Genomic DNA, 16,721 nt, shown 5'->3' with positions numbered 1-16,721 from the left:
TGATCCGGTACCATGACCGAACCATATAAAGGCACTGGCTTTTAACACGCTGTTGAGTTCTCAAGAAACGGACACCCACCGCGCCGAACCCGCTCTCGCAGATCCAGGCTCCGGGGCAACCCTTCTACCTTACCAGGATCTTCGTTCCTGTCAACCGGTCCGATTTGGATCGATCTTCAGGATTCTCACCCAGTCCGCCGTGCGTCAACGCGGGCAACTTTCGCTGCCCGTCATGTCGTTCGGTGGAGTCCCTCGGGCCGGCCGCCTTGCAGCGTCCTGCATCCCGTCTGGGCTGACCACTCCAGAGTACCCCGCCTCGAAGCAAGCTTCGAACGGTTTTCCTCCGGTGGCTTCCCGCAGGGCCGTCCGCCTCTCGGCGTCCCGCATCCCTGCCGGCAGGTAGAACATTAGATAATCAAGGTCCACTCGTCAACTTGAGTTCCATACCCCTCGCACATCTGCACTAAACCCGCAGGTCACGCGGTATTCACCGGCCTCAGCCTCATCGGGGGCGTGGGACGGCCGGGACGGTCAGGCCAGGTGCGAGGTGACCTTCTCAAGACGGCCTCGCTCGTCGAAATTCGCCTGAATCCGGTCTCCATCGGGCGCTCCGCCGGCGATCGTGTCGGCGGTCTCCTCGTACGGGACGGCGCAGCGCTCGAAGTAGCCGCGGACGGTCCGGCGGTGATCCTCGGGGAAGACCTCGACCGCCGTCATCAGCAGCCGGGAGGCGGCGAGCGGGTCGAAGCCGGGGGACGGGAGCTGCGGGTCGTCGAGGTGGACGTACGCCGAGCCCTTGCCGTCGTTGATGGTGCAGGACCAGACGCCGTTGCCGTCCAGGAGGTATCCGGCCGCGATGGCCAGGGTGGTGGCGGCCTGGTGCGGGTCGGGGAAGCCGCCGAACTCCAGATGGCCGGTGGTCAGCTCGGGGATCCCGTTGCGCTCGCCGTACTCGTGGATCCGCCGGAGTGGGGCCACCGCCACGTGGTCCCAGTCGAAGTTCGGGTTCGCCCAGCTCCAGAGCCAGGTCTGGGTGACGTGCGAGAAGCTGCCGAGGCTCGTCACGCCGCCGACGGTCGATCCGTTGCCGCGGAGCGTCCGGGCCTGAAGATCGGCCGTCCGGTGCTCGGTACCGAGGGAGGCGTCCAGGGCCTCCTGCCGCTGGATCGCGGCTGCGGAGTGTTCCGCGCCGAACGCCTTGAATGCCGGACTATAAGCGGTCTCTCGTGACATAGAGCGGCAGCATAGTGGCGCACCGCAACATCGCCATGGCCGGGAGCCCGCCATCGACCCCGCCATCGGCCGTCCGTCAGGCGTCGGGTGACCAGTCGGTCATGCGGGCCCCGGCGCGGAAGCGGAGCGCCGGATCGGCGTAGCGGGCCTCGGGTACGGCGTACAGGAGCTCGATGCCCATCTGCTGCGCCTCCAGGCTGCCGGCGAGGGCGGCCAGTTCGGCGTCCGAAGGGACCAGGCCGGAACGGGCCAGGAGCCGGCGGAGATCTTCGATGGCCTGGGGATCGGTCATGGGTCCTCTTCCAGGGGGCGTCAGGCGGTGGACGGGACGCGCAGGTGCCAGTCGGTGGCGGCCTGGTAGGCGTCGGCGGTACGGAGGATCCCGGCCTCGCCGAACGCGGGCCCGGCGAACTGGATCGACAGGGGCAGGCCGGCGGCGGTCTGCCCCATCGGGGCGGCCAGGACGGGGTTGCCGACGCAGTCCCAGTACTGGGTGTGGATGTAGCGGAACAGCCCCTGGATATCGACGGGCCCCTCCGGCGTGTACAGGTCGTCGTACTGGGGCGCGCCGGTGGACGTGGTGGGGCAGACGATCACGTCGACGCCGTCGAACAGGCGCGCCACCGCGTCCTGGGCCACCCGCCGGACCCGCTGCGCCTGGACGTAGTCGGCGCCGGTGACCGTGGCGCCGCGGGCCAGCAGCATCCGGGTGGACTCGAAGTAGTCGTCCCAGCGTGCGCCCAGGTCGTTGCGGTGGTAGGCGAGGGCCTCGGCGCTCATGGTGACGACGTTGGCCACCAGCATCTCGTACCAGTACGGGAGCGCCAGGTCGACGAGGACGGCGCCGCGCCCGGTGAGGACGTCGAGGGCGGCGTCGAACGCGGGGCCCACGGCCGGGTCATGGCCGTCGGGGAAGTGGTGCTCCCGGACGACGCCGATCCGTACCCCCTCCAGGGAGCCGTCGAAGACCGGGCCGGTGTACGGATCCTCGACGCTGTCGGGGTCGCTCGGGTGGGGCCCGGCGATGACGTCCATGACCGCCGCGCAGTCGCGGGCGCTGCGGGCCAGGGGGCCGACATGGTCGAGGCTGTAGCCGAGCGGCGCGACGCCTGATTTGGGCACCCGCCCGAACGTGGGCATCAAGCCGGTCACCCCGCAGAAGGCCGAGGGGATGCGGATGCTGCCGGCGGTGTCGGTTCCGAGCCCGGCGTAGAACATCCCGGCCGCGACGCCGTTGCCCGTACCGGAACTGGAGCCGCCCGGCCAGGTTCCGGTGTCCCACGGGTTGCGGGGGATCGGGAACGGCTTGGCGTGGTCGGGCATCCCGCAGGCGAACTCCATCGTGGTCACCTTGCCGGTGATCACCGCTCCGGCGGCCTTCAGCCGGGACACGACGGGCGCGTCCCCGCCCGCGCCCCAGGCGGGGTCGAGCACGAGGCTCTGGGCCGTGGTCGGCCCCTCGGCCATCGCGATGATGTCCTTCACCCCGAACGGGACGCCGTGCAGCGGGCCGCGGTCGGTGCCCTGGGCCAGCTCGCGGTCGGCGCGTTCGGCGGCGGCGAGCGCGGCCTCGTCGAACCGGGCGAGGTACGTACCGAGCGTGCCGTCCAGGCGGTCGGCCGTCGCGAGCGCCCGCTCGGTCAGCCCGACGCTGGTCACGGTCCCCTGCCGGAGGGCTTCGGCGGCCTCGGTCAGGGTACGGGGAGTTTCCATCCAGGTCCTTTCGAGGCCGTCGAGGCCGGTCCGCCGGGAGGTGCGACCGCTTAACGATCTTCAGTCGGAGGCTAGCAACCAGGATTCGCCACGTGAAGACGGATGATCCGGACTCCGAGCGTCGGCGTTGCGGAGGGGTAGGGAGTTCCTGGGAGGGTGGCGTCATGCACGAAAAACCAAGGATCGTTTCCGGCGTGGAGGTCATCCCGCTGTGCGACGCGGTCGGGCCTATGGGCGAGGCGTTGCGGCGCCCTCTGGACGAGACCTTCCCTGGTACGCGGCCGAGGCATTGGGAGCGGATGAGGGCCGAGGTCCCGGAGGCGTTCGGGCCGTCCGGCGAGTGGGTCCTGCACTTCCACTGCTTCCTCCTGCGCGTGCCCGGGGGGCCCACCGTGCTGGTGGACACGGGTCTCGGTACGGAGCACTCCCCCGCCTCCTCATGGGCGCCCGTACCCGGGGTCCTGTCCCAGGCGCTGGAGGACGTCGCCGTATCACCGGAGGACGTCGACACGGTGGTGCTGACCCACCTGCACAGTGACCATGCCAGCGGGGCCGTTCTGGACGGCCAGCTGCTCTTCCCCAACGCGCGCCATGTCGTCCAGGAGGACGAGGTCCGGTGGCTCCAGAAGGAGGGCGGCGCCGTACTGGACGACGTCGTACGGCTCCTGCGCGAGGCCGGCAATCTGGACGAGATCAAGGGAGAGACCCGGCTGTCCGAGGACATCGTGGTGTTCCCGACCCCGGGACATACGCCCGGGCACCAGTCGGTGATGCTGGGCGACGACCAGCTCGTGGTGGCCGGCGACGTGGTCCTGCATCCCGTTCAGCTGGTCGATCCAAGCGTGCGGTACGCGCACGACGAGGACGCGGACCTCGCCGTGGCGACGCGTACGGATCTACTCCGGCGGATGCGCAAGACCGGGGCCGTCCTGGCCGCGCCGCACCTGCCCGAGCCCTTCGTCAACGTGTGAGGAAGCGAACGAGATCGAACGGGCCGGGAGGACTCCCCCGGCCCGTTCACGGCCATTCGTCATCGAACCGCTACTCGTCCTCGAACCGCTACTCGGTCTCGATTCGCTACTCGTCTTCGATCCGCATGGCCCGTTCCTCGGCGGAGTAGCCGCCACCGTCGTCACCGACGTCGGCGGCGACCGCGTCGGACTCGGTGTCGGGGTGGGCGCCCTCGTCCTCCTCGACGATGCGTCCGGCGGGACGCAGGGGCTCGCTCTCGGGCGCAGGCTGGTCGGGTTCCTCCCGCGCCAGCCGCACGTCGAGCGGCTCGCCCTCGCGCACCTCCTCCTCCGTGGTCCCGTACTGGTCCATGGCCATCGGCCGGTCGCCCGGTATCGGGGGCTCCTGCGGGTCCTCGCCCTGGTACTGCTCCAGGGGACCCTCCTGAAGATCGGGAATCCCCTCGTCCTCGGGCCGTCGCCGGCGGCGCTCGTCCATCTCGGCCCCCCTTCCTCGTACTGGTGCCTACCCGCCTGGCACGGATCATTCGGGGGTCCGGCATGAGCGGTCGGTACGGGGGTTCGGCACAGGGGTTCGGGCGCGATGACCGGGTAGGTGCCAGGCATGCGCCTCGTCTTCGTCCTCGACTGCGCCGATCCCGAGCGGCTTGCCGAGTTCTGGGCTCCGGCCCTCGGCTACCGGGCGGCGCCACCGTCTCCCCCGTACGTCTCCCTGGACGACCCGCGCGGCGAGGGGCCCCAGTGGCTGCTGCAGCGGGTCCCCGAGCCGAAGACCGTCAAGAACCGGATGCATCCGGATCTGCGCGTCGCCGACATGGACGCCGAGCTGGCCCGGGTGACCGGGCTGGGCGCCACCGTGGTCCGCGGGCCCTTCAGCGACGACGGCTGGCTGACCACGGTCATGGCCGATCCGGAGGGCAACGAGTTCTGCCTGATCGTCCCACCGGAAGGAACCGCCCCATGAACGCCGTCGTCGACACCGCCCGCCGCCAGAAGGAGGAGTACACCGGCGACGCCGACCGCCCGCTCGGCTCGTACCTGGCCACCCTGGCCGTGTACGGGCTGACGACCGGCGCGCTGGCGCTGCTGGCGCGCCGCCGCGGGGCGTCCCTGCACTCCATCGGCCCGGGCGATCTGGCCCTGATGACCGTGACGACCCACAAGATGTCGCGGCTGATGGCCAAGGACCCGGTGACCAGCCCGCTGCGCGCCCCGTTCACCCGGTACGCGGGCACCGGCGGCCCTGCGGAGCTGTCGGAGGAGGTCCGCGGGCACGGCGTCCGGCATGCCGTGGGCGAGCTGATCACCTGCCCGTTCTGCGTGTCGCAGTGGGTGGCCACGGCGTACGCGGCGGGGATGGTGTTCGCCCCGGGCGCCACCCGGCTGGCGGGCGCGACGATGACGGCCGTCGCGGGTTCGGACTGGCTGCAGCTGGTGTACGCACGGCTCCAGCGATCTGCCGTGGGCTGAGACATATAGGGGGCTACCTTGGCGTTTGGGGCCAATGGGGCGGGTAGGGCCTCCATATGGATCTGACTTTCCTCAAGCCGCTGTACACCCGGTCCGGTCCGTACGCTTCGGTGTACGCGGACCTGACCCGTACCACCGAGGACGCCGGCAAGGCCGCCGAGCTGAAGTGGCGGGCGCTTCGCGAGGAGCTGAAGGACCAGCAGGCCCCGGCGGCCACGCTGAGCGCCATCGAGCGGACCGTGGCCGAGGAGATGGAGCGGCGCCGCTCCGAAGGGCTGGTGATCTTCGCCGCGGACGGCGAGGTGGTCTGCGTCGAGCGCCTGGACCACGCCCCCTGCGCCTCGCTCGCGCGTGTCGCCCCGCTCCCGCACGTCCTGCCGTACCTGTGCGAGCGCGGCGAGCGCTTCCCGCACCTGGTCGCGGTGGTGGACCGCAAGGGCGGCGAGATCGACTGCTTCGATCCCGACGGCACGCACCGGCACATCGACGTTCCCGGGGACGAGGACTACCCCATCCGCAAGGTCAAGGCCGGGGACTGGAACCAGTCGCGCTTCCAGCGTTCCGCCGAGAACGTCTGGAAGAGCAACGCCAAGAAGGTCGGCCGGGAGGTCGACAAGGCCGCCCGCAGCTTCGGCGCCGAGGCGGTCGTGATCGCCGGCGACGCCCGGGCCCGGACGGCCGTACTGGAGGAGGTCTCCGAGGGCGTCCTGGAGTACACCGTCGAGTCCGAGGCCAACGGGGGCCTGGACGGCGAGCTGGCCCGGATCCTGGACCTCAAGTCCACCGAGCGGATCCTCACGGTCGCCGAGCGCTTCGAGCGCGAGCTGGCCAACGGCGAGCGCGCCGTCGCGGGCCTGCCCGCCACTGTCGAGGCCGTACGGCGCGGCCAGATCCAGACCCTGCTCCTGGACGACGATCCCGACTCGCCCGCGCGGCTGTGGATCGGGCCGGATCCCAACCACGTCGCCGTGACGCCCGAGGAGCTGCACCAGCTGGGCGTCGAGGACGTCCGTGAGGAACGCGCCGACGCGGCCCTGATCCGGGCCGTGGCCGCGATGGACGGCCAGCTGGTGATCCTGCCCTCGGACGGCCCCAACGCGGCCCTGGGCGTGGGAGCGGTGCTGCGCTACAACGACGCGGCCACCCGCCACTGACGCAGGAAAGCGAACGAAAGAACGGGGAAAAGGAAGAGGAGGAGCTCGCCCGCAGGCGAACTCCTCCTCTTCCTTCCCGGTGGAGCTATGGGGATTCGAACCCCAGACCTCCTCCATGCCATGGAGGCGCGCTACCAACTGCGCCATAGCCCCGGGGGCCGCCCTAGGGCGACCGGCCAACAGAGAGCCTAGTGCACCCGGCGGGCCGGTCGGGACGGCGCGCGGGTGATCAGCGCCACCCGAGCCGCTCCGCGACCTCGTCGGGGACGTAGCCGCACTGCTGCAGCTCGCCGATCCAGACCATGCCGTCGGCCTCGGTCACGGCGCCGATCGTGTGCTCCTGGGGCAGCCGCGGCTGGACGGCCAGCCGGACCTGCATCCGCGGGTCGTACCGCTCCAGCGCGTCGATGAGGTCCGCGACGGTCACCTCGCGTTTGGCTCCCCTGCGATGTCTTCCCATAGGACGCCATGAAACCATCAGCCGGGCACTGGAATGTACGTTCGTCCTGTTTGTCCTACTTCAGCTGGACCAGCATCTTCCCGACGTTGCGCCCCTTCAGCATGCCCAGAAAGGCGTCCACGGCGTTGTCGATGCCCTCGACGACGGTCTCCTCGGTGTGGAAGGACCCCTCGCGCAGCCACCCGGACGCGCGCTGCACGTACTCCCCCATGAGCTTCTGGTGGTCGCCCACGATGAAGCCGCGCAGCGTCAGCCGCTTGCCCACGGCCTGGAACAGGTTGTCGGGCCCGGGGTCCGGCTTGGTCTTGTTGTACTGGGAGACCGCACCGCACATCGCGACCCTGCCGTAGGTGTTGAGCACCGCGATCGCGGCCCGCAGGTGGTCACCGCCGACGTTGTCGAAGTAGACGTCGATCCCGTTCGGCGCGGCCTCGGACAGCTGCCGTTCGAGCTCGCCCTCGCGGTAGTCGATCGCCGCGTCGTAGCCGAAGTCCTTGGTCAGCTTGGCGGCCTTCTCCGGCCCGCCCGCCGATCCGATCACCCGGGAGGCACCGAGCCGCCGCGCGATCTGCCCGGCGACACCGCCCACCGCGCCGGCGGCACCGGACACGAACACCACGTCGCCGTCCTGGACCGGAGCGATCTCGGTCAGCCCGGCGTACGCGGTGAGCCCGGTCATCCCGAGCACCCCCAGGTAGGCCTGGGCCGGTGCCCGCTCGGGATCGACGGGCCGGGCGCTCCCGGCGTCCAGCGTCGCGTACTCGCGCCAGCCGAGCCCGTGCAGGACGGTGGCACCCTCCGGGATCTTGGACCGGGAGGCGATCACGGTTCCGACCGCGCCGCCCTCCATCGGCTCGCCGAGCTTGAACGGGGGCGTGTACGACTTCACGTCGTTCATCCGCCCGCGCATGTACGGGTCGACCGAGATCCACTCGTTCCGGACCAGGATCTCCCCCTCGTCCGGCTCCCGGACCGGCGCCTGCGCCAGCTCGAAGTCGGACGGATCGGGCTCACCCACGGGACGGGCGACCAGGCGGACCTCACGGCCGGTTGCGGGGATCATGCGCGCTTACCTTCCTCTGTCGAACCTATGTCGATCACTCAGTGTCGTCGATCACTCAGTGTGACTTCCGGGTCATCCGGTAGTGCAGGACGAGGAACGGCAGGCCGAATACGGCGAAGGCGTGCTCGGCCCGCAGCTCACCGTCCTCCACGTACACATCGAGCTTCTCCCCGAATCCGTGCACGGCAAGCGCGGTCAGATCACGGGTCTCCGGATCCACGTAGGTGAGGTAGTGCCCGGGATGGTCGAGATCGCTGTCGCTGGTGAGGACCAGCCCGCCGCCCGGCCGGGCCCGCGGCGCCAGCGTGGCCGTGAAGCTGGCCTGCGGCAACGGGAAACCGACGCTCACATAGCCCCGGCCCCCGTCCCTGTATGTGGTGTAGACCCCCACGTAAATGGGCTCGTCGTTGTCCGCGAAGGACCGGATCCAGCCGCGGACCGTAGGAGCGCCCTCCCGGACGATCGTGTCGATACGGCCGTGCACACCCCGCTGGGCCTCCCGCTGGTTCATCGGCACGCTCGCCTGCCCCAGGGGCTTGGCGAGAAGCGTCCGGTAGAGCAGGTAGCCGGGCCGTACCCACATCCGCCACTCGGGCACGATGTCGAGCTTGAACCTCGCCGTGTGCTCGTAGAACTCCCGGACGAGCGGGTCGACGTCGCCGGGATCGAAGTCCGGCCCCGCCAGCTCGTCCAGGGACCCGATGATCCCCACTCCGGGAGCGTCGGCCGTGTACGTCCCGCCCAGGACCTTGGCCAAGTCTTTGACGTACCCGGTCCCCACGTACCGGGTACGGGCCTCGAGCGGCACCACGAACGGGAGCTTCTCCGCCTGCACCTGCTCGGCCAGCAGGCTGACCTGCGCCTCCCGGAACACCAGCGCCGACAGGGCACGGAACGCGATCACCGAGACGGAAGCGACGACGGCCGGCGGCGCGGACGAGGCGACCCCGCCCACAGCGGCACCGACCACAGGCCCCAGCGCCACCTTCTCAGGCCGCAGCCCCATGGAACCCGCCACGGCACCGGCGCCCGTCCCGACCACCACCGGGCCGAACCGGCGTCCCGCCAGCCAGCCCAAGGGAGCGGCCATCGCGCCGCTGACGGCGATCCGCTGCCACAGCGCCGGGATCTCGCCCGGCTTCTGCCGCGCTCTCGCCACCGCCTCGGCGGCCCCGAGGGCCAAACCGCCGGTCACGGCACCGATACAGGCCGCGCGGGCCCCCCGATGCCCTACCAGAGCCACCCCGGCCAGAGCACCGATCGCCCCGACGAAACCCACAGAACCCGCCCGTTCAGCGCCAGAGGCGTGCATTTCGGCCACACCGCCAACCTACTGGGGTTTCGGTCCGCCGTCTGACAAAGTTGCACGGGGCAGAAGCCCCGACGTCCTCCCCCAGCGTCACGAAAGGTCTGTCGCATGCGCCGCGTGGTGGCCAGCCTCCTGCTGCTTCCCGGATCCTTCGGGCTGTCCATGTGGACTGGCGTGGGTCCGGCCGACGACTGGGTGCACAACTGCCAGGTCCGGCAGGCCTATCTCGACCGGCTCGAGTCCATGGAGATCGAGATCAGCCGGATGCGCATCCAGGGCCGCTCCGAGCAGGACATCGCCCGCGCCATGGTCCCCAAGCGCAACGAGGCCAAGGCCCTGGTCCGGACGAAGATGAAGGTCAAGGACGTCCGCAAGCTCGAAGAGCGCAACAAGTCCCGCTACGGCAGCCCCCAGGGCCCGACGATCGAGTGGATGTACGCCAGGCACGGCGGCAACTGGAACGAGATCGTCGAGTCCAGCACCGACTCGAACGCCTTCTACGACATCACCTGCATCCCCTTTTTCGACATCTGAGGGGCATGATGGACGCATGAGCGAAGAGCGTCAGGAACGCGAGACGGACCGCTGGCGGGCCCTGCCGCCCCGTACCCCCCTGGAAGACCTCGTGACCGGCCAAGAGGTCCCGCCCAGGGCCCAGGTCCTGGAGGGCCCCGGCATCACAGACCAGGACGAGGCCACCCGCTACCCCATCTGAACGACCCCCCGCGCACCCAGGCGCCGAAGACTTCAGCCATACGGAAGGCCCGAACCACCGCGACCCAAGCCCCACGCCAAAGAAGAGGTGACCGAGAACCCTAGGGCTTGTCTCAAAGTGGCCTCAGCCACCGCGCGAGCGCGTTACCTGGCTGGGGAGGCGATGCCGGAGGCGAGTCTCCCCGGCCAGATCGCGAAGCGATGCCGCGCTCGCACAAGAACCGGTCACGGTGCGAGCCGCCAGGCGAGCACCGTGGGCCGGGGCTTTGAAACACTGCCCCCACATCGGGGGTTCCAGGGGGTCGTCCCCCTGGGCGAAATGATGAGGAGGAGCCGGCCCGCGCTTTCCGCGGGCAGACCCCTCCCATTCCTCCGAGTGGAGCTATGGGGATTCGAACCCCAGACCTCCTCCATGCCATGGAGGCGCGCTACCAACTGCGCCATAGCCCCGTGCGACTGCGTGGACTTTCATCCCGCAGCGCTCCGCCAGTGTATAGGAGATGGCGGCGGTACTCGAATCGGTTATCGGTGGGGAACGGGCGGGTCAGGCGCTGCTGTCGTCGCTGTCGTCGCTCATGACGGGCTCGGGCAGGGTGCCCGCGTTGTGCTCCACAAGCCGCCAGCCGCCGTCGCGCATCTCTCCGAGGACGGACCAGGAGCAGTTGGACAGACCCCCCAGGCGCTCCCAGATCTCCTCAGGGAAGCCGAGGATGTGGCACATGCCGAGCCGGAGGGCGGCGCCGTGCGAGGCCACGACGAGGACACCGGTGGGCGGCAGGGCGTCGACGGCGCGTTCGAGGGCGGTGCCGACGCGCTTGGCGACCTGGGCGCTGGTCTCGCCGCCGGGCGGCTGCCAGGTGGCGTACTCCGCGGGGTAGCGCTCGCGGATCTCCTTGCCGGTGAGGCCCTCCCAGGCGCCACCGTCGCGCTCGACCAGGTCGCGGTCGTGCTGGACGGGCAGGCCGGTGACGCCGGCGAGGGCCTGGGCGGTGGCGGCGGCGCGCTGGAGCGGCGAGGCGACCAGGGCGGTGGGGCTGAGCGCGGCCAGCAGGCGGGCGGCGCGCTCGGCCTGCTGGAGGCCGGTGTCGTCGAGCGGGATGTCGGTCTTGCCCTGGAAGCGGTTCTCGACGTTCCAGGCCGTCTGGCCGTGCCGCCAGAGCACCACCCGGCGCTTGCCGGGCTGCCGGTCACTCACTGGCGCTCCCGACCGTGCGGCGGCGCTGGGCCGAGTGGGCGTTGACGTCCTCGGGCAGCTCGATCAGCGGGCAGTCCTTCCAGAGCCGTTCGAGCGCGTAGAAGACGCGGTCCTCCTCGTTCTGGACGTGGACGATGATGTCCGCGTAGTCGAGCAGTACCCAGCGGCCCTCGCGCTCGCCCTCGCGGCGGGCGGGCTTGGCCTCGGCCTCCTCGCGCAGCCGCTTCTCGATCTCGTCGACGATGGCGCGGACCTGGCGGTCGCTGGGCGCCGAGCAGAGCACGAAGGCGTCGGTGATGACGAGCTGCTCGCTCACGTCATAGGCAAGAATGTCGTCGGCCAGTTTGTCGGCCGCCGCCTGGGCGGCGATGCGGACCAGCTGTACGGCCCTGTCGGTTGCGGTCACGATGCGCTCGCGATCCTCCCTGTAGGGGTCTTTTCCCGGTCCCAGCTTCTCACGGGCTCCGGAAACCGGCTCCTATTTGTTGTCGTATGGCAGCCACGGTCCGGTTGCTCCGCCCGGGGCGTGCCCTCCCCTCCAGGGTATGGCCCGTACCGGGTCGAGGGAACGCGTCGTCCACGCAGGTCAGAGCCTCAGCGCGGTGGCCCGGAGCAGGTCAGGGCGGCGGGTCGCGGTAGAGCTGGCGCTTGTTGATGTACTGGACGATCCCGTCCGGGACCAGGTACCAGATGGGCTCGCCGGCCCGGACCCGGTCGCGGCACTCGGTGGAGGAGATCGACAGGGCGGGCACCTCCATCAGGCTGACCCGGCCGTTGGGCAGCCCGGGGTCGGTCAGCCGGTGGCCGGGCCTGGTGCAGCCGATGAAGTGCGCGAGCTCGAACAGCTCGTCGGTATCGTGCCAGGTCAGCATCTTGGACAGGGCGTCGGCGCCGGTGATGAAGAAGAACTCGGTCTCCGGCCCGTGCAGCTCGCGCATGTCGCGCAGGGTGTCCACGGTGTACGTGGCGCCGGGCCGGTCGATGTCGATCCGGCTGACCGAGAACCGCGGGTTGGACGCGGTGGCGATCACCGCCATCAGGTAGCGGTCCTCGGCGGCGGCGACCCGGCGCTCGCCCTTGTGCGAGGAGATCCCGGTGGGCACGAAGACCACCTCGTCCAGCGCGAAGACATGCGCGACCTCGCTGGCGGCCACCAGGTGGCCGTGGTGGATCGGGTCGAACGTGCCGCCCATGATCCCCAAGCGCCGCTTTTGCGTCATACCGACGAGAATAGCCAGCGCCCCGTACCGCTCCGGGCACCGGCCCCACCGGCCCCGCCTGCCGGGGGGACCCGGGCCTCAGCCGAGTCCCGGCAGCGGCGCCTCGCCCGATTCCCAGGTCACCACGCGTACGGCCTTGCCGATCTCGACGCGCGGTACGGTCCCGGCCGGCAGCACCCGGATGTCGGCGGTCAGGCCCAGCTCGTCCTGGACGGCGCGCGCCAGCACCTCGGCGGGGGCGGCGTCGGCCCCTGCGGCCTCGCAGGCCACCAGGAGACCGGTGTGCTCGGGCTTCCTGCGGTCCACGACGAGCTGGTAGTGCGGCGCGACCAGGCCGGTGCCGAGCAGCACCCGCTCGACCTCGCCGGGATAGACGTTCACGCCCCGGATGATCAGCATGTCGTCGGCCCGGCCCAGCACCTTGCTCATCCGGACCAGGGTGCGGCCGCAGTTGCACTCGCCGTGGGAGAGGGACGCGATGTCGCCGGTGCGGTAGCGCAGCAGCGGCAGCGCCTGCTTGGTCGGGGTACTGAACACCAGCTCCCCCGCTTCGCCCTCGGCGACGGGTTCGCCGGTCTCGGGGTCGATCGTCTCCACGATGAAGTGGTCCTCGTTGACGTGCAGGCCGTTCTGCTCCAGGCACTCGGTGGCCACGCCGGGGCCGATCACCTCGGACAGGCCGTAGATGTCCATCGCCTTGATCGGCAGGACGGCCTCGATCGCGGTACGGAGCTCCTCCGTCCAGGGCTCGGCGCCGAACAGGCCCGCCCGCAGCGAGGACAGGTCGGTGCCGGTCTCGGCGGCCGCCTCGCCCAGCCGCAGCGCGTACGCGGGCGTGCAGGTCAGCACGTCCGGCTTCAGATCGGCGATCATCTTGACCTGGCGGCCGGTCATCCCGCCCGACATCGGGACCACGGTGGCGCCCAGCGCGACCGCGCCCTGGTGGATGCCGAGCCCGCCGGTGAACAGCCCGTACCCGTAGGCGTTGTGGACGACGCTCTCGGCGCTCGCCCCGGCGCAGGCCAGCGAGCGGGCGCACATCGACGCCCACAGGTCCAGGTCGGCCTTGGTGTAGCCGACGAGGGTGGGCCTGCCCTTGGTCCCGGTGGATCCGTGCACGGCGACGAGCCGGTCCTGCGGTACGGCGAGCATCCCGAGCGGGTAGGCGTCCCAGAGGTCCTGCTTGGTGGTGAAGGGCAGCCGGTGCAGATCCGCCAGGGTGACGTCCGCACCGCCCTTGACGCCCGCGTCGCGGAGCCGTCCGGCCTGCAGTCCGCCGGCCACCAGCAGCCGGTCGACCAGCCCCCACAGCCGGTGGCGTTGCAGCGCGGCCCGCTCGTCCCGCGACATCGCCTCGGCCTTCGGATCGAACATTGCGCCTCCTCGCGCCCCCGCTGACCTGGTCACCTCGCCGAGCTGAAACACGGCACGCCGGCTCTGCCGGAGGGATACCCCGGGTGCCGGACGCCCACCACTCTGCCGCACCGGCCACCCGCCGTACGGGGTATTCGCGGCAATGAATGGAGAATGACCGAAGGATGCCGGTACCGGCCGCCAGGGAACCTTGGCCCCGGCCGGTTCGTCGGACTTTCGGTGCCGGACTGGATCCGGGAGTATCTCCTACAGAGATCAACGCACGAGACCAGCGCACGACAGACATCAGCGCACGGCCACATCCAGTGCACGGCCACATCGAGCGAAGGGAGGGAGCGGCGATCGCGTTCGGCAGTGGAACCGCCGGGGACCGCGCGCCGCGTACCCCATGACCACGAGCACACCGGACCGGGCACGCACACGTTTCCCGGGGATCAGCTCGCGCGCCTACGAACATCCGGCGGACCGTTCGGCGCTCGTCGCCCTGCGCTCCCTGTCCGGCTTCGACGTCGTGCTGCGGCGCCTGTCGGGGCTGTTCAACGAGCGCGCGCTGCGGCTGATGTTCCTGGGCGGCACCGTACGGGTGGGCGAGCAGCAGTTCCACCACCTCAACGACATGGTCCGCGACGCCTGCTACATCCTCGACCTGCCCGAGGTCCCCGAGGTGTACGTACGGCAGGACCCGACCCCGAACGCGATGGCGCTCGGCGCCGACCACCCGTTCATCGTGATCAACACCGGGCTGCTGGACCTGCTGGACGACGAGGAGCTGCGGTTCGTCGTCGGGCACGAGGTCGGGCACATCCTGTCCGGGCACGCCGTCTACCAGACGATGATGCAGATCCTCATCCAGCTCGGCACCCGGCTGGCCTGGCTGCCGCTGGGCAACATCGCGATCTCGGCGATCATCATCGGGCTGAAGGAGTGGTTCCGCAAGGCCGAGCTGTCCTCGGACCGGGCCGGGCTTTTGGCCGGTCAGGACCTGGACGCGGCCAAGCGGACGATGATGAAGCTGGCCGGCGGCGTCCGGCTGCGGGAGATGAGCAGCGAGGCGTTCCTGGCGCAGGCACGCGAGTACGACGCCGCCGGCGACGTGCGCGACGGGCTGCTGAAGTTCCTCAACCTGCTGCCGCAGTCGCACCCGTACGCGGTGATCCGATTCGCCGAGATCGACCGGTGGGCGGTGGACGGCGAGTACGAGCGGATCATGGCCGGCGACTACGTGCGGCGCGACGACGACGGCAGCGCGAGCTTCACCGACGAGATGCGCAACGCCGCCAACTCCTACAAGGAGTCGTGGGAGCGCAGCTCCGACCCGTTCATCGGCAAGGTACGGGACGTGGCCGAGGGCGCCGCGTCCGCGGCGGGCGGTCTGTTCGACCGGATCTCCCGCCGGGACAACGGCCCCACCAACGGCTCGGCCGGCTGACCGGCCCTCGCCCGCTAGGTTGACTCGTGGCGTGTTCGCCCTTCCAGGGCGGTGAAACAGGCGAACACGCCACGAGTCAACCGGGGGTGGGGTGGCCCTTGAGGTGGCCTTCGCCGGTGACCACGTACTTGGTGGAGGTCAGCTCCGGCAGGCCCATGGGCCCGCGGGCGTGCAGCTTCTGGGTGGAGATGCCGATCTCGGCACCGAAGCCGAACTCCTCGCCGTCGGTGAAGCGGGTCGAGGCGTTCACCATGACCGCGGCCGAGTCGACCAGGGACACGAAGCGCTTGGCCGCCTGCTGTGAGGTGGTCGCGATCGCCTCGGTGTGGCCCGAGCCGTACGTGCGGATGTGCGCTACGGCCTCGTCCAGGGAGTCCACGACGCGGGCCGCGATGTCCAGCGACAGGTACTCGGCGTAGTAGTCGTCCTCGGTGGCCGCGACGACCTCGTCGCCGTACGAGCGGATCCGCTCGTCGCCGTGGACGGTGACGCCCGCCTCGCGCAGCGCCGCCAGGGCCTTCGGCAGGAACGCGCCGGCGATTCCGGCGTGCACCAGGACCGTCTCGGCCGCGTTGCACACCGAGGGGCGCTGGGTCTTGGAGTTGATCAGGATCCCGATGGCCTGGTCCACGTCGGCGGCGGCGTCCACGTACACCGAGCAGTTGCCCACCCCGGTCTCGATCACCGGCACCGTGGACTCCTGCACCACCGAGTTGATCAGAGACGCGCCGCCGCGCGGGATCAGCACGTCCACCAGGCCGCGGGCGCGCATCAGGTGCTTGACCGACTCGCGGCTGGTGCCCGGGACGAGCTGGACGGCGTCCTGCGGTACGGCGGTGCCCGCGAGCGCGGACTGCATGACGTTCACCAGCACGGTGTTGGACTCGTAGGCCGAGGATGAACCGCGCAGCATCGCCACGTTGCCGCTCTTGAGGCAGAGCGCGGCGGCGTCGACGGTGACGTTGGGACGGCCCTCGTAGATGATGCCGACGACGCCGAGCGGGACACGGATCTGCCGCAGGTCCAGGCCGTTGGGCAGCACGTTGCCACGGACGGACTCGCCCACCGGGTCGGGCAGCGCCGCGACCTGGCGGACGGCGTCGGCGATCGCGCCGATCCGCTCCACCGACAGGCTCAGCCGGTCGACCATGTACTCGGAGATGCCGGCCTCGCGGGCCCGGGCCACATCGCCCTCGTTGGCCTTGACGATCTCCGGCGCGGCCGCCACCAGCGCCTCGGCGATCGCGTGCAGGGCCGCGTCCTTGGCCGCCCTGGGCAGCGGGGCCAGGCCGGCCGCCGCCTCCCTGGCGCGGTTCGCCACCCGCAGGAACTCCTCGCGCTCCCGGTCCTGCTCGCCCATCACCGGCTCCTTCCGCGTCCCTCGGTCGTACAAGCGTCGTACACGCTCAGTCGGTC

General features: G+C 70.5%; 19 protein-coding genes and 2 tRNA genes. 7 read left to right on the top strand and 14 right to left on the bottom strand.

The window, feature by feature from the left end; all coding sequences use genetic code 11:
• Positions 1 to 531 precede the first annotated feature (531 nt).
• The 3 genes from ACH34Q_RS45075 to ACH34Q_RS45065 form a co-directional block, all read right to left on the bottom strand.
• Entirely contained in the window at positions 532 to 1,233 is a 702-nt protein-coding gene (locus tag ACH34Q_RS45075) for a DUF6882 domain-containing protein (RefSeq protein ID WP_395989404.1), read from the bottom strand.
• Between the two features lie 76 nt (positions 1,234 to 1,309).
• Entirely contained in the window at positions 1,310 to 1,525 is a 216-nt protein-coding gene (locus ACH34Q_RS45070) for a hypothetical protein (RefSeq protein WP_395989403.1), read from the bottom strand.
• Positions 1,526 to 1,545: 20 nt separating this feature from the next.
• Positions 1,546 to 2,946 (bottom strand): amidase, encoded by a 1,401-nt coding sequence (locus ACH34Q_RS45065; RefSeq protein WP_395989402.1) that lies wholly within the window; start codon positions 2,944 to 2,946, stop codon positions 1,546 to 1,548.
• Between the two features lie 164 nt (positions 2,947 to 3,110).
• Here ACH34Q_RS45065 and ACH34Q_RS45060 point away from each other — a divergent pair, with 164 nt between their 5' ends.
• Positions 3,111 to 3,917: an MBL fold metallo-hydrolase gene (locus ACH34Q_RS45060; protein ID WP_395989401.1), complete on the top strand. Its 807-nt coding sequence runs from the start codon at positions 3,111 to 3,113 to the stop codon at positions 3,915 to 3,917.
• A gap of 106 nt (positions 3,918 to 4,023) precedes the next feature.
• Here the strand turns inward: ACH34Q_RS45060 and ACH34Q_RS45055 are convergent, their stop codons facing one another.
• Complete coding sequence (locus ACH34Q_RS45055; RefSeq protein WP_395989400.1) at positions 4,024 to 4,395, bottom strand: DUF5709 domain-containing protein; 372 nt, start codon at positions 4,393 to 4,395, stop codon at positions 4,024 to 4,026.
• 126 nt (positions 4,396 to 4,521) lie between these two features.
• Between ACH34Q_RS45055 and ACH34Q_RS45050 the strand changes: the two genes are divergently transcribed.
• Genes ACH34Q_RS45050 through ACH34Q_RS45040 form a run of 3 tightly spaced genes read left to right on the top strand, consistent with a single transcriptional unit; the run spans position 4,522 to position 6,541 of the window.
• Entirely contained in the window at positions 4,522 to 4,881 is a 360-nt protein-coding gene (locus ACH34Q_RS45050; protein ID WP_395989399.1) for a VOC family protein, read from the top strand.
• Complete coding sequence (locus tag ACH34Q_RS45045) at positions 4,878 to 5,387, top strand: DUF1360 domain-containing protein (RefSeq protein ID WP_395989398.1); 510 nt, start codon at positions 4,878 to 4,880, stop codon at positions 5,385 to 5,387. Before ACH34Q_RS45050 ends, ACH34Q_RS45045 begins: the two co-directional genes overlap by 4 nt.
• A gap of 56 nt (positions 5,388 to 5,443) precedes the next feature.
• Positions 5,444 to 6,541: a Vms1/Ankzf1 family peptidyl-tRNA hydrolase gene (locus tag ACH34Q_RS45040; RefSeq protein ID WP_395989397.1), complete on the top strand. Its 1,098-nt coding sequence runs from the start codon at positions 5,444 to 5,446 to the stop codon at positions 6,539 to 6,541.
• An 80-nt stretch (positions 6,542 to 6,621) separates the two neighbouring features.
• On the opposite strand, the gene ACH34Q_RS45035 is transcribed toward ACH34Q_RS45040, so the two are convergent.
• From ACH34Q_RS45035 to ACH34Q_RS45020, 4 genes are all read right to left on the bottom strand, one after another.
• Positions 6,622 to 6,694, bottom strand: a tRNA-Ala gene (locus ACH34Q_RS45035).
• A gap of 76 nt (positions 6,695 to 6,770) precedes the next feature.
• On the bottom strand, positions 6,771 to 6,968 hold the full coding sequence (locus tag ACH34Q_RS45030) for a hypothetical protein (RefSeq protein WP_395989396.1): 198 nt from the start codon (positions 6,966 to 6,968) through the stop codon (positions 6,771 to 6,773).
• Positions 6,969 to 7,056: 88 nt separating this feature from the next.
• Entirely contained in the window at positions 7,057 to 8,064 is a 1,008-nt protein-coding gene (locus ACH34Q_RS45025) for an NADP-dependent oxidoreductase (RefSeq protein ID WP_395989395.1), read from the bottom strand.
• A 55-nt stretch (positions 8,065 to 8,119) separates the two neighbouring features.
• Positions 8,120 to 9,259 carry a hypothetical protein gene (locus ACH34Q_RS45020; protein WP_395989394.1) on the bottom strand — a complete coding sequence of 380 codons (1,140 nt, stop codon included), beginning with the start codon at positions 9,257 to 9,259 and terminating at the stop codon, positions 8,120 to 8,122.
• 222 nt (positions 9,260 to 9,481) lie between these two features.
• On the opposite strand from ACH34Q_RS45020, the gene ACH34Q_RS45015 reads away from it, so the two are divergent.
• Positions 9,482 to 9,907 (top strand): hypothetical protein, encoded by a 426-nt coding sequence (locus ACH34Q_RS45015; RefSeq protein ID WP_395989393.1) that lies wholly within the window; start codon positions 9,482 to 9,484, stop codon positions 9,905 to 9,907.
• A 16-nt stretch (positions 9,908 to 9,923) separates the two neighbouring features.
• On the top strand, positions 9,924 to 10,088 hold the full coding sequence (locus ACH34Q_RS45010; RefSeq protein WP_395989392.1) for a hypothetical protein: 165 nt from the start codon (positions 9,924 to 9,926) through the stop codon (positions 10,086 to 10,088).
• Between the two features lie 376 nt (positions 10,089 to 10,464).
• On the opposite strand, the gene ACH34Q_RS45005 is transcribed toward ACH34Q_RS45010, so the two are convergent.
• The 5 genes from ACH34Q_RS45005 to ACH34Q_RS44985 all read right to left on the bottom strand — a co-directional run bounded on the left by ACH34Q_RS45005 (position 10,465) and on the right by ACH34Q_RS44985 (position 13,876).
• Positions 10,465 to 10,537 (bottom strand) — tRNA-Ala (locus tag ACH34Q_RS45005).
• A gap of 94 nt (positions 10,538 to 10,631) precedes the next feature.
• Positions 10,632 to 11,282, bottom strand: a complete 651-nt coding sequence (locus tag ACH34Q_RS45000; RefSeq protein WP_395989391.1) for a histidine phosphatase family protein — start codon at positions 11,280 to 11,282, stop codon at positions 10,632 to 10,634.
• On the bottom strand, positions 11,275 to 11,688 hold the full coding sequence (gene rsfS / locus ACH34Q_RS44995) for a ribosome silencing factor (protein WP_395989390.1): 414 nt from the start codon (positions 11,686 to 11,688) through the stop codon (positions 11,275 to 11,277). The genes ACH34Q_RS45000 and rsfS overlap by 8 nt, the downstream gene beginning before the upstream one ends.
• A 211-nt stretch (positions 11,689 to 11,899) precedes the next feature.
• Complete coding sequence (nadD, locus tag ACH34Q_RS44990; RefSeq protein ID WP_395989389.1) at positions 11,900 to 12,502, bottom strand: nicotinate-nucleotide adenylyltransferase; 603 nt, start codon at positions 12,500 to 12,502, stop codon at positions 11,900 to 11,902.
• Between the two features lie 78 nt (positions 12,503 to 12,580).
• On the bottom strand, positions 12,581 to 13,876 hold the full coding sequence (locus tag ACH34Q_RS44985; RefSeq protein ID WP_395989388.1) for a phenylacetate--CoA ligase family protein: 1,296 nt from the start codon (positions 13,874 to 13,876) through the stop codon (positions 12,581 to 12,583).
• A 388-nt stretch (positions 13,877 to 14,264) separates the two neighbouring features.
• Here ACH34Q_RS44985 and ACH34Q_RS44980 point away from each other — a divergent pair, with 388 nt between their 5' ends.
• The gene (locus tag ACH34Q_RS44980; protein WP_395989387.1) at positions 14,265 to 15,305 is read left to right on the top strand and encodes a M48 family metallopeptidase; all 1,041 of its coding nucleotides are present in this window, start codon (positions 14,265 to 14,267) and stop codon (positions 15,303 to 15,305) included.
• Positions 15,306 to 15,381: 76 nt separating this feature from the next.
• Here the strand turns inward: ACH34Q_RS44980 and ACH34Q_RS44975 are convergent, their stop codons facing one another.
• Entirely contained in the window at positions 15,382 to 16,665 is a 1,284-nt protein-coding gene (locus ACH34Q_RS44975) for a glutamate-5-semialdehyde dehydrogenase (RefSeq protein ID WP_395989386.1), read from the bottom strand.
• Positions 16,666 to 16,721 lie beyond the last annotated feature (56 nt).

This window comes from Actinomadura sp. 9N407 (genome assembly GCF_044326315.1).
Lineage (GTDB): Bacteria > Actinomycetota > Actinomycetes > Streptosporangiales > Streptosporangiaceae > Spirillospora.
Note: the sequence above shows the minus strand (reverse complement) of the source record. Positions and strands in the feature narration are given on the sequence as shown.